Genomic DNA, 11,573 nt, shown 5'->3' with positions numbered 1-11,573 from the left:
TAAATTGACCCCTCTCCAAACCTCTCCCCGACGCGGGGAGAGGCTTTGAAAACCCCATTCCCTGGTAGGGAAGGGGGGCAGGGGGGTTAGGTTTTTGGAAATTATGGGTTTCATCTGATACTTTTCAAACAACCTCTAAGGCGAAGGTACTTAATACCACTGGACATCCTAAGTCTAATATATCTTGCGCTTGGTGAGAAATCTGTGCAATTCATTTTTGTCTTTGACACTCTTTTTAACTTATGACATATTTACCAGATTTGAGGCTATATTTATGTGAATCTGGCATTTTCTCAATTTATGCTAATTTTGAATTCTCAGGGTTTGGGCTGTAAGATAAACTTTTGTCCATTCACCTAGAACTTGATGGGTTTTCAGTTGTAGTTCTTGGGCTATGACTTCTATGGAGTTACCTGCTTTGCGGAGGTTGAGGATTTGTTGTCCTATGGGAGTGATTTTTTCTGGAAGTTGTTGCCATTGGGTTTCTGTTAGCCCTAAATTATGTTCTTCTAGGGAAATGGACAACCAGTTATCAATTAGTTCTGGTTGGCCTTTAATAGCAAAGACTCGCACGGCATGATAACTGAGTTTTTCTCGCAGCCGATATACTTCTTTAATGGGTTTGTTGAGTTGTTTGGCAATTTCTTCTTGGGATTTGCCTTGCAGATATAAGCGCAACCAATCTACTGCTTGTTGTCCAATATTTTCTAATAAGTATTGTTCAAATTCTTGCTGTACAAGTTGACGGTTAGCTTGTTGTTCTTCTAAGTGTTGGGTTTCTTGATATTGAGCGATCGCTTGATTATCAACTAAGCTAATCGGATTGTCGTTATTTTCTGTGAGAATTTCCTCAGAAACAAGTTTCACTAATTCGCTAGTAGGTACTTGTGTTAAGCCTCCTCGCTGAATTCGCCGCAGGTAGTTAACAAAGCGGTACATTAATATCGGTTGATTCCGAACTGGACGCAAACAATATTCTTCTATGCTGGCAAATAGTAACGTATCCCGCAATCTTTTGTCCGTTGTTAATGCGGTAATGTGAGTCATTTGTTGTTGGATATATGAGTCACTTTGCATCAGTTCTTGGAGGACTTCTTGCAGCACATCAATAACGCTTCGTTGGCGATCGCGGCTGAGAGATATCCACGTCTGAATTTTGTTTCTTACCGCCACTACACTACTCAAGCGGCTAATGAGTTGACGATAAGCCTTTTCTCTGCTCATACCTAAATAGCGTTTGTGCAGAATTCGCCACCGATATTCCATTGCTTGTTTAGCAATTTCTAGTTCTTTGGGGTTAAGTAGATCAAACCGTGCTAAATCCACTCCCAAAAGCCAATTAAGAATACTTTGTCTAGTAGCCTGACTTTGTTCTGGACATTCTGTAATTAGTCGCTGTTGCCAATATTGAGCTAAATTTACCCCATTTTGTGTCATAGCAACATTGCGCTCCTTGAAATTAGATTTAGCGATTTAGTAGCAGGTAATAACTCCTAGTTGATTCGTTCAATAGACCGTAATACAGCGGTTTCCGCTCTTATGAGGTACAAAGTTGAATCATGAAACTCTTGTAGTGCGGGCATCTTGCCCGCTAGATATGTACCTCATAACACCGGGAAGTGCTGTATCAAATTAAGATGAAGCTACATTGAATAATATTTCAAGAATAATTAACCGCAGATAAACGCAGATTAAGACGGATGAATTAATGGATTTGATGTAAAGATTCAGACGTTATGGGATTACGAACATAATAATATTGTGGACTATTGATGCAAGTTGCTATTTAGGGAAAGAGGGAATAGGGGTTTATTACCTATTACCCATTACCTATTACCTACAGCACTTCCCGGTGTTATGAGGTACATATCTAGCGGGCAAGATGCCCGCACTACAAGAGTTTCATGATTCAACTTTGTACCTCATAAGAGCGGAAACCGCTGTATTACCCATTACCCATTACCCACCTAATAGATGGAATTAAATCCTAGCAGCACCGATAATGGGATTTTCCACAGATTCTCGATACTGTTGAACGTCTGCTGTATAAGCAATTGGCAATACAGCTTCTACGTTTTCATGGGGACGGGCAATAATTACCCAAGATTCGAGAGTACCACCATGAACTTTTTCTACAGCATCCACACCGGCTGCCATAGCGGCCTTAACTTCGGAAACATCACCACGAATATTGACGGTAAAGCGAGCGCTCCCAACTCTGATATAACCAACGAGGGTAACTCGACCGGCTTTTACCATTGCGTCTGCTGCTGCGAGAACGGCGGGAAAACCCTTAGTTTCTAATGATCCAACTGCCTGTGATGACATTTTTAATCTCCTGTTTTGAATATAAAGTTATCGGTTGCTACAAGTTAATTTTTATGAAGAAATGCTTCAATTTTTCATAGCGAACTTACTTAGAAAATACGGAAAGGTTCAGATTTGGAGGTGAAGTGGATAGGTAAGACTGTTTCCACATTTTCCGGGGGATTGGGAATAATGTAGTGGGTAATAACCTCACCGCCATAAACTTCTTCACCAGCAACAATTCCAGCGGCTACGGCTGTTTGCACTTCCGCAACGTGGCCTCTGACAGCAACTATCATGCGACCACTTTCCGCGATACCGTAATAAACAATCGTGACACTAGCAGCTTTGACCATTGCGTCTGCTGATGCTAAAACCGCAGGAAAACCTAATGTTTCAATTGCGCCAACTGCCATTGGCATGGCTTAAATCTCCTACTATCGGGATAAGTGATTCCTATTTTACGTGGATTGTGTCCCTATTTTAATTTTTGCGGAAATTTTCTTTTTTTAATTGGTGACTGGGTATTAGCTAAGGTGATCCACACTGATGTAAACTGGAGTTTATGTTTCCAAGTTTTCTTCCTGCCGCAGTTGGGCAACTCACAGAACCAACATCCATCGCTTTGGCTCAAAATATCCAAAGTCAGGCGATTATTACTTATGCCGCCAATGAACCCATTAATACCACTTATGTCCAACAAGGTTATGGTGGTACACCGATTTTATTAATTCATGGTTTTGATAGTTCGGTGCTAGAATACCGCCGACTTTTGCCTTTACTAGCTGAAAAAAATGCAGTTTGGGCCGTAGATTTATTGGGATTTGGTTTTACAGATAGATTACCGGGGATTGCTTACAGTTCGGTCACGATTAAAAACCATCTCTACTCATTTTGGCAAACCCTGATTAACCAACCTGTGATTTTGGTGGGTGCGTCAATGGGTGGGGCTGCGGCTATAGATTTTACCCTCACTTACCCAGAGGTAGTGAAACAACTGGTATTAATAGATAGTGCGGGTTTGAAAGGTAATTCCCCATTAAGTAAATATATATTTCCACCTTTGGATTATTGGGCGACGGAATTTTTGCGAAATCCCAAAGTGCGTAAAAGCATTTGTCGAACTGCATATAAAAACCCAAATCTGATCTCCGAGGATGCTTTGTGCTGTGGAGAATTACACTTACAAATGCCTAATTGGACTCAAGCCTTAATTGCCTTTACCAAAAGTGGTGGTTATGGTGCTTTTAAATTTCCCCAACTTGCCAAAATTGAGCAACCAACTTTAATTTTGTGGGGCGATAGTGATAAAATTTTGGGAACTGGGGATGCTCCCAAGTTTGCTAAAGCAATTCCCCAAAGTCAGCTAATTTGGATTAAAGATTGTGGTCATATTCCTCACTTGGAACAATCACAAATTGTCGCTGAACATATATTAGAATTTCGGAATTAATCTCATAATTCACAAATTTCATAAGAGGATAAATATTAAATTATCATGGCTGAATTTAACTGGATTAACGGTCTAATTGGGGGTATCCTCATTGGTATAAGTGCGGTTCTACCGCTCTTATGAGGTACAAAGTTGAATCATGAAACTCTTGTAGTGCGGGCATCTTGCCCGCTAGATATGTACCTCATAACACCGGGAAGTGCTGTAAGTGCCACTATCCTTTTAGCCTTTAATGGTCGGATAGCCGGAATTAGTGGTATGGTTAATGGTGCTATCAGTTTTAACATCTTGTAGTGCGGGCATCTTGCCCGCTACATAAGTACCTCATAACACCGGAAAGTGCTGCATTCTCACTTCAATCATACAACCAAGTATTTTTGGAAAAATCCTCACTGTCTTGATTGGGTTTTTCTTGAAGTCGTTCTATTGACCTATGAGATTTTTTGTATTGAATGGATTTGGAAATTTGACTAGCTTGTTGACTAAGTTGTGAATGAGGTTGTTGACTAGGTTGGTTTAAAACCTTGATTTCTTCTAGCAACTGAGAGTTAGAATCTGCTAATTGTAATGCTGTTTGTTTTGTTTCATAAAGTTCCTTAGTTAAACGTTCTGCTAATGCTTCCTTTTCAGAAACAGCTATTTGTAAATCACTCATTTGCTTGATTAAAGTAGATTCTTTTTGTTTTAATGTAGAAACTGTTTGCTGTAATTCTTTAATACTAGCTTCCAATTCTAACTGATTATTGTTTGGAAGGGGAGGAGTATTAGCGGTTTGTATTGGTGTTTCCAATACTGCTTCAGCAGAAATTTCAATTACAGGTTCACCTTGTAGAGGTGTAAATTTTGTAGCCTCTTCCTGTATTAAGTTAGAGAGATTTTTTTTAGGCATTACTTTATAAACTCCATTATCTGATCATTCTTCAAGTATAAGTCTGGAAGTGACAAAAAAAGATCAGACACCCAACTTCTCCAAGAAATCAGGTATTTTATTATTTCAATTTATGGGTGATTTAGTCTAGATAATAGGTAAAATCAAGATGTTTACTTATCTATTTTTTTCCAGTTTTGGCTACTATATCTTGTCCTCGTTGTCATCAAATTATTGATAGTCAAGCAATTACTTGTCCTCAGTGTCGGCTATTGCTGAAAGCTTACGGACATCCTGGTATTCCTTTGCACCGCGCTCAAGGAAATGATCATCTATGCGACAGTTGTAGCTATCATTTTGATCATACCTGTAACTTTCCTCAATATCCCTATGCTCAAGATTGTACTCTCTATCAAAATATAGAAGAAAGTGAATTAGAATTGCAAAAGCAAAATTCTAATTATAACTTGAGTACAAGGGTTAATAATTGGATAAACCGCCATCAAACTTTGTTATTAATACTAGGCTTGTTATTAGTTTGTTTGTTAATAACTTTGTTCAACTCTTGATATAACAGAATCACGAAAACTGCCCTTAAACTGTCTTTACTTCTAAGTTTTCTGGCATAATTTCCACAGTTGATGAAATCTCTTCCTCAAATACTTCTAAATCAAACCAAAAAGTAGTACCAATACCAACTTCACTTACCAAATTAACTTGACTATGATGTCTGTCCATAATGTTTCTGACAATTGATAAACCTAAACCCGTTCCTTCTAGAGTATGAACTCTATTTTCTACACGAAAGAATCGGTCAAAAATTGCCTGTTGATCTTCTGGTGCGATACCAATTCCTGTATCACTAATTTCAATTCTCACTTTACCAGAATGATGCTGAGAATGAGAATTAGCATCTAGTTGATAAGCACGGATAACTACCTTACCACCAGCTAGACTGAATTTAAGAGAATTACCAATTAAATTCCCAAAAACTTGCAGTAACAAGTCATAATTTCCTAAAACAAAAGGTAAATCAGGAGTCAGTTCCTGGCACAGTTCAATACCTTTGTCTTTAGCATTAAGCTGATAAGTCCGTAATGTCTGTTCTATTGCTTGTGGTAAATCTACCTTATCAAAAGTGTAATTCCGACCAGATTCAAGTTTTGATAAATCTAAAACATCATTAACCAAGCGGGTGAGTCTATCAGTTTCATTATTAACTGTTTGCAAAAATTCCTTGCGTTCATCAATACCTAGATCTTCGCCATAATCATGTAAAGTTTCAATATAGGTTTTGATGTTAAATAAAGGAGTCCTTAATTCATGGGAAATATTGCTGATAAATTGGCTTTTAGCTTCATTCAGTTCCACCTCCCGGCTAATGTCTTGGACAGTGATAGCGATACCTTTAATACTTTCCCGTTGGAGGTTAAGAACTGTGGTTAAAACAATGCGAATTGTGCGTTGAGTAGGTTGTTTTAGGAGGATACGAAATTCAGCACTTTCACATTCACCTGCTGCCATTTCATATAAAGTCCGGGATATTTCCATTTGGACAGTATGGGGTAAGTGATGGAGTATATTACTACCAACAACATCCACACTTTCCCAATTAAAAATCCGTTTAGCAGTGGGATTAACTAATATTACTTGCATATTATTATCAATCAAAACTGCACCATCAGCAATAGTGGAAACTAAGGTTTCTAATTTAGCTTTTTCGGCGGTTAATTCCTCAATATTTTGTTCTTCATAACGTTCTAGCCGTTCTGCCATTTCATTAAAGCTGAAAATTAGTTCTCCTAGTTCACCACCGAGGGGGATATCTATGCGCTGTTTAAAATTTCCAGCCGCAATTTGTTTAACACCTACTAGCAATTCTTTAATAGGTTTAGTAATAGTTAAAGCATTAATTACTCCTGCTAAAATCACCATGACCCAAATTGTGATAAAAACGGCAATGGTAACATCACGGGTGAAATTAGTGGATATGACTGCCGTTTTATTAGGGTCAATACCAACTGCTAACACACCTAAATATTTGTTATCTACTATTAAAGGCACAAATACATCGGTAACTGTACCATCGGGGGTGTTATGCTGCCTAACCATTGGCTGATTTTGATTACCAGGATAATCTTCTGGTAGTTGGATATGGCGCTTAATAGTGAGGGAGTTTTCTACCTCTGGTTCCCAAAAAGGAAGACCAAAAAACATTTGCCCAGTTTCATCAGCGTATAACATATAACGCACGCTAGAAGTGGCACTGAAAAAACGTTGAGAAAATTGGGCAACTTCAGTTAAATTGTGATCAGCAATTAGGGGGGCTACATTTGCGGCCAGGAGTAATCCTAAATCACGACCAAAGCGGGTATCATTGAGACGTGCATCTTGCTGAATTGTGTTTACAGCCCAGAAGGTCAAACCACTCATGACCAAGGAAACCATGAGGGTGGCAACGGCTAGGAGTTTGGTCTGAAGGGTGAATTCTGACCACCAATTGGCGAGTGCTTTTGACGCACCAGAGGCGAATTCATCTCGGAAATTTGTAAAAAGAGCCAGCATCTTAAAATATGGTTGTTAGTAGTTTGTTGTTTTCTATCCCAAAAACTAAAAATTGCCAGTTAATTTTCCAAACGTGCTAGGAATTGGCAGGAGGGACAGGGGACAGAGGAAAGAATATAGTTGATCTTTTACCTCTTCTTTTCTAATTTAACTATGTTTTTGGAGTAATCGTAAAAACTTAGTTGCAAGAAAGGTAATGTGATGGGACTATTACAATGTAAAATACGTAATCATCTAGAATCCAAAATTGAGAATATTTCAACTTTCTAGGGTTAACAAACATTCTCACTCAGTCAATTATCCCCAAAATACTGATAACGTAATTAAATTTTTCCTATTCTATCTATGAATTCTCCGGAAACACCACGTAAATCACCCACCCAAGCAATAGGGGCAAAAATTTTCCACTATTGTAATTTCATCAGCTTATTTATTATGATCACCAGTGGATTGCAAATTTATAATGCTAATCCTGTTTTTGGCGGCCGTGGTGGATTATATATTTTCCCCCTGTTTACTTTAGGTGGTTGGTTGGCTGGAGGTAGACATTGGCATTTTGCAGCCATGTGGCTATTTTCTCTGAATCTTTTCTGCTATGGAATTTATATTTTCATTACCCAACGCTGGAAAAATAGATTTGTTAGCGAAAAAGATATCAAGGCATTACAAAAAAGTCAAAATCACCAACGTTTAAATTATGCTTGGCATCGAATTATTTATACAGCAATCATTCCTATTTTATTACTGGCAATATTTACAGGCATAGGAATGTACAAACCTGCTCAATTTTATTGGATAGTTGATATTTTTGGCAGTTGGCAAGCATTAAGAATTGTCCACTTTGCTGCTGTACCAACAGTGGTAATATTTGTCTGGCTTCATTGGAAGTTAGGGCAGAAGGTAGGGGGAAATTCCCTGACAAAATCTATATTTTTGTAAAAAATAGCAGAATTTAGGCATCAAAATGAATAATCATGAATTTACCCGAAGAAGGTTTTTACAACTTTCTAGTTTATCGAGTATGAGTTTATTACTTGGTGGTTGTGGTACACCTATATTTGCAGATTTAGTAGGGAAACTTTCTGAACCTCTCAATCAGAAATTTGAAGAATTAATATTTCAGCCTCAAAAGCCAGTTCCAGAATTTTTACCTAATCAAATTGAACCAAATAAGTTAATAATTAATAGTTTTAAATCTACACCAGTTATTGATCTAGCAAAATATCGTTTAATTGTAGATGGTGAAGTAAATCATCCGCTGAGTTTGAGTATGGCAGATATTCAAGCTTTACCTCTCACTTCTATGATTATTCGTCATGTTTGTGTAGAAGGCTGGGCGGCAATTGTGCAATGGGGTGGCATTCGTTTGCGGGAAATTATCGCCCTTTCTCAACCTAAATCCTCGGTTAAATATGCCTATTTTAAATCAGCAGATGGTTATTATGAAAGTTGGGATATAGCTTCAGCTTTACACCCACAAACCCTATTAGCTTATCAAAAAAATGGTGCAGCTTTGCCTGTGGAAAATGGTGCGCCTTTGCGGTTAGCTTCACCCATTAAACTTGGCTATAAACAAAGTAAATGGGTGACACGAGTTACCCTCACCAGTAAATTATCAAATGCTCAAGGTTATTGGGAGGATTTGGGTTATGAATGGTTTGCAGGATTGTAAATAAAGTAGGAGTCAGGAGTTCAGGAGTCAGGAGTCAGGAGTCAGGAGTCAGGAGTCAGGAGTCAGGAATCAGGAGTCAGGAATCAGGAGAAAGAAAATTATCTAATTACCACTGACAACTGACAACTGACAACTGACCACTGTACGGGCGAAGCATTTGGAGAACTATTTTTGGCAATGACGGATAATTTATCTTCCAAATGTGACCACTGTACGGGCGAAGCATTTGGAGAACTATTTTTGGCAATGACCGATAATTTATCTTCCAAATGCTTCGCCCCTACTGACAACTGACCTTATTTTTTCACTAAAATATAGGCATTTGTATATTCAGGTAATTTTTGAATGTATTGCTCAAAAGCTCTTTCACTGGTGAAAGTTCCTGCTAAAAAATCAAGTTGATAAAGATTAGGTAAAAATGCTCCACCTGTATCGGCAATTATGCCCATTTTTAAACGTTTCTGTCCACTCTGATTATCTTCAATGACAATTATTCTTCCTAAACCAATATTGAGAACATCCCCAGCAAATGTTACTCCTGGTTTAATGGATATTTTGGCATCTATTTTATATCCATAGCCTTTAATTGCATCAACTTCTTTAAAATACCAATAACGTGTTTGTGCAGTTGCTTTTAAGCCCCGAATATAGGACATTCCATTATTTCTATCTACGTTTAAAAACTCTTTAGTTCCATCTGTAAAATTAACTAATACTGTTCCCTGCATGAGTGCTGCTTCTAAACCACTGCGAGTTAAATAAGCAATTGGTTTAACTTTACCAAATTCTTTACCTCCAGGTTCATAAATACCTGATAAAACATCTTGTTTGGTATATTGAGTGTAAAATTTTTCTTGGCTTACTTCTTCGTTAATAGCGTAGATTGGCGTATTATATGTAGAAGTTTTTTGTCGAGAACCGGCATGAATAAAAGCTGCATATTTAGTAATTCTTAATTGTTTCTGCTGCGGATTTTCTGGGTTATGAGCAGACCATTTAATTACGCGAAAATTGGCGTTAATAAAGTTAGGATTTTGTAACCGAGTTGTTCGCTTATTAGAAATGTCTTCTTCTAAGACGACAATCATAAAATCTAATGTTTTCAGAATATCTTTAACGGTAACTCCTTGAGTTACTAAGATGCCTGTGCGTTGAATATCGGGATCTTCTTGAGAGTATTTCTGAAAATATTGTCTAGTATTTGTGAGTACGGTTAACAAATCAGCTTGATTACAATTTATGGGATTATTTGGTAATTTCCCTATTTTTAATACTTGATTAGAATTAACACTATATTGATATTTTCGCCATTCATTGATGACTGAATAAAATATAGATTTATCATTATTTTTGACATTTATATTAGATATTTCTTGCGGAGATATATCATGAGTAAATCCTTTAATTGGAGAATTTACTATTTGGGATAATGATAAATTTTTAACAATCTGTTGTTGTTGAATTGGCTGTTTATTAAGAAAACTCACTACTAATAAGCTAGTAATAAATGCTGTGACTTTTAATTTTTGATTAAAGAGGATACGCATAATTCATGAAAATAAACAATGATTACCCCCCATTTTAGCATTCTCAGAATTATTGACAATGGGAAATCTGCCCAATTAAGATGATTAATCATTCATTTCTTTTAAGGTAGCTAATGCTGAAGGTGATAAACGACTAAGATACCGGAATATCCAATATTTAACTATAGTGTCTAAAATTACAGGAAATGTGGCAATAAACATAAATATATAATTTCTACTCGCGGGTAAACCTAAGTGTTCTGCAAATCCTTCCAGAATTATTTCCCAGCCATGTGGTGAGTGAAAGCCTACAAATACATCTGTAGATAAGATAATTAAAAAAGCTTTAGCACTATCGCTTAAACCATAAACAATTTGATCTACAAAGTGTTGAAGAGAAATAATATCTTTGGCACTAAAAACAATTACTAATGCAAAGGTAATTAATGCTATAATGTCTGCAAATATATTACTAATAGCGTTAGCACTTTTATCTCGAAATTTTGCTGCTAGTTCTAGGGCTTTTTCTTTTATCTTGGATTCTACATTTTCTGGGGAATTTTTCCATTCTGAATCCAGAAGACTTTTAAACTTTAATTCTGCTCTAAATATTTTTAATTCATGAAAAGCTTCTTTCTCCATTTCCTGATTGAGAAAAATCAGGTGAGAGTTTTCAGTTCTCATCTTCTCTACTAAGGGAAGGATAAATATCCGCTTAGATAGTTGATGAGTGAGAAGGGGAACAATAATTAGCAGTAATAAGAATTTGACAGCTATAGTTGTCCGCTGTCTGGATATTTGATATTTTTTAATAAATTCTTGATCTGCATTCGGAGATATATCACGAAAAATTTTTTTGAAAGTTCTACCGATTGATCTAGGAAATATGCCAGTTTTTAAGAATGTAAATGGTTGTGATGGTTTTTTCACGATTAGATAAATCTAGTTTGAGATGAGATGTAGTCATCATAGCAATTCTTCCCTGATTGGAATCAACCTGATCATCCTACCTAGGAAGTTACAATTTGAGTTTGTTATTAAATAGGGGGTGCTGAAAAAGTTGTCTGTGAGGGCTAGGAGTCAGGAGTCAGGAGTCAGGAGTCAGGAGGAAGAATTAGAAGAAGAGAAGAATAGTATTGAATCTGGTCAAGTGATAGGTTTTTGCTGATTTCAACCCTTATT

The 11,573-nt window shown here is 37.0% G+C and carries 13 protein-coding genes; 5 read left to right on the top strand and 8 right to left on the bottom strand.

Features of this window, described 5'->3' with window-relative positions:
- Positions 1–303: 303 nt before the first annotated feature.
- The 3 genes from PN450_RS12290 to PN450_RS12280 all read right to left on the bottom strand — a co-directional run bounded on the left by PN450_RS12290 (position 304) and on the right by PN450_RS12280 (position 2,729).
- The gene (locus tag PN450_RS12290) at positions 304–1,437 is read right to left on the bottom strand and encodes a HetZ-related protein 2 (RefSeq protein ID WP_271836518.1); all 1,134 of its coding nucleotides are present in this window, start codon (positions 1,435–1,437) and stop codon (positions 304–306) included.
- 543 nt (positions 1,438–1,980) lie between these two features.
- Positions 1,981–2,328, bottom strand: a complete 348-nt coding sequence (locus tag PN450_RS12285) for a carbon dioxide-concentrating mechanism protein CcmK (protein WP_015083688.1) — start codon at positions 2,326–2,328, stop codon at positions 1,981–1,983.
- An 89-nt stretch (positions 2,329–2,417) separates the two neighbouring features.
- Positions 2,418–2,729, bottom strand: coding sequence for a carbon dioxide-concentrating mechanism protein CcmK (locus PN450_RS12280; protein WP_015083687.1), 312 nt, complete (start codon positions 2,727–2,729; stop codon positions 2,418–2,420).
- Positions 2,730–2,872: 143 nt separating this feature from the next.
- On the opposite strand from PN450_RS12280, the gene PN450_RS12275 reads away from it, so the two are divergent.
- Both PN450_RS12275 and PN450_RS12270 read left to right on the top strand, forming a co-directional pair.
- Positions 2,873–3,760 (top strand): alpha/beta fold hydrolase, encoded by an 888-nt coding sequence (locus PN450_RS12275; protein ID WP_271836517.1) that lies wholly within the window; start codon positions 2,873–2,875, stop codon positions 3,758–3,760.
- Between the two features lie 132 nt (positions 3,761–3,892).
- Complete coding sequence (locus tag PN450_RS12270) at positions 3,893–4,054, top strand: hypothetical protein (protein WP_271836516.1); 162 nt, start codon at positions 3,893–3,895, stop codon at positions 4,052–4,054.
- 61 nt (positions 4,055–4,115) lie between these two features.
- Here the strand turns inward: PN450_RS12270 and PN450_RS12265 are convergent, their stop codons facing one another.
- Complete coding sequence (locus PN450_RS12265; RefSeq protein ID WP_271836515.1) at positions 4,116–4,649, bottom strand: hypothetical protein; 534 nt, start codon at positions 4,647–4,649, stop codon at positions 4,116–4,118.
- Between the two features lie 176 nt (positions 4,650–4,825).
- Between PN450_RS12265 and PN450_RS12260 the strand changes: the two genes are divergently transcribed.
- Positions 4,826–5,197: a zinc ribbon domain-containing protein gene (locus PN450_RS12260; protein WP_271836514.1), complete on the top strand. Its 372-nt coding sequence runs from the start codon at positions 4,826–4,828 to the stop codon at positions 5,195–5,197.
- Between the two features lie 25 nt (positions 5,198–5,222).
- Here the strand turns inward: PN450_RS12260 and nblS are convergent, their stop codons facing one another.
- Complete coding sequence (nblS, locus tag PN450_RS12255) at positions 5,223–7,193, bottom strand: two-component system sensor histidine kinase NblS (protein WP_271836513.1); 1,971 nt, start codon at positions 7,191–7,193, stop codon at positions 5,223–5,225.
- A gap of 345 nt (positions 7,194–7,538) precedes the next feature.
- Between nblS and PN450_RS12250 the strand changes: the two genes are divergently transcribed.
- Positions 7,539–8,132, top strand: coding sequence for a cytochrome b/b6 domain-containing protein (locus tag PN450_RS12250; protein ID WP_271836512.1), 594 nt, complete (start codon positions 7,539–7,541; stop codon positions 8,130–8,132).
- A gap of 25 nt (positions 8,133–8,157) precedes the next feature.
- On the top strand, positions 8,158–8,865 hold the full coding sequence (locus PN450_RS12245) for a molybdopterin-dependent oxidoreductase (protein WP_271836511.1): 708 nt from the start codon (positions 8,158–8,160) through the stop codon (positions 8,863–8,865).
- A 98-nt stretch (positions 8,866–8,963) separates the two neighbouring features.
- Here PN450_RS12245 and PN450_RS12240 read toward each other — a convergent pair whose 3' ends face one another.
- The 3 genes from PN450_RS12240 to PN450_RS12230 all read right to left on the bottom strand — a co-directional run bounded on the left by PN450_RS12240 (position 8,964) and on the right by PN450_RS12230 (position 11,321).
- On the bottom strand, positions 8,964–9,155 hold the full coding sequence (locus PN450_RS12240) for a hypothetical protein (protein ID WP_015083680.1): 192 nt from the start codon (positions 9,153–9,155) through the stop codon (positions 8,964–8,966).
- Positions 9,156–9,161: 6 nt separating this feature from the next.
- Positions 9,162–10,412 carry a hypothetical protein gene (locus PN450_RS12235; RefSeq protein ID WP_271836510.1) on the bottom strand — a complete coding sequence of 417 codons (1,251 nt, stop codon included), beginning with the start codon at positions 10,410–10,412 and terminating at the stop codon, positions 9,162–9,164.
- An 84-nt stretch (positions 10,413–10,496) separates the two neighbouring features.
- Complete coding sequence (locus PN450_RS12230) at positions 10,497–11,321, bottom strand: CemA family protein (protein ID WP_271836509.1); 825 nt, start codon at positions 11,319–11,321, stop codon at positions 10,497–10,499.
- Positions 11,322–11,573: the final 252 nt, after the last annotated feature.

Source organism: Dolichospermum lemmermannii CS-548 (assembly GCF_028330815.1).
Taxonomy (GTDB): Bacteria; Cyanobacteriota; Cyanobacteriia; order Cyanobacteriales; family Nostocaceae; genus Dolichospermum; species Dolichospermum lemmermannii.
Note: the sequence above shows the minus strand (reverse complement) of the source record. Positions and strands in the feature narration are given on the sequence as shown.

Bases quoted from the DNA above. Each gene is read 5' to 3' on its own strand.
- PN450_RS12235 (WP_271836510.1), bottom strand. From the start codon at position 10,412: ATGCGTATCCTCTTTAATCAAAAATTAAAAGTCACAGCATTTATTACT.
- PN450_RS12265 (WP_271836515.1), bottom strand. From the start codon at position 4,649: ATGCCTAAAAAAAATCTCTCTAACTTAATACAGGAAGAGGCTACAAAA.
- PN450_RS12245 (WP_271836511.1), top strand. From the start codon at position 8,158: ATGAATAATCATGAATTTACCCGAAGAAGGTTTTTACAACTTTCTAGT.
- PN450_RS12280 (WP_015083687.1), bottom strand. From the start codon at position 2,729: ATGCCAATGGCAGTTGGCGCAATTGAAACATTAGGTTTTCCTGCGGTT.
- PN450_RS12290 (WP_271836518.1), bottom strand. From the start codon at position 1,437: ATGACACAAAATGGGGTAAATTTAGCTCAATATTGGCAACAGCGACTA.
- PN450_RS12275 (WP_271836517.1), top strand. From the start codon at position 2,873: ATGTTTCCAAGTTTTCTTCCTGCCGCAGTTGGGCAACTCACAGAACCA.
- nblS (WP_271836513.1), bottom strand. From the start codon at position 7,193: ATGCTGGCTCTTTTTACAAATTTCCGAGATGAATTCGCCTCTGGTGCG.
- PN450_RS12285 (WP_015083688.1), bottom strand. From the start codon at position 2,328: ATGTCATCACAGGCAGTTGGATCATTAGAAACTAAGGGTTTTCCCGCC.
- PN450_RS12250 (WP_271836512.1), top strand. From the start codon at position 7,539: ATGAATTCTCCGGAAACACCACGTAAATCACCCACCCAAGCAATAGGG.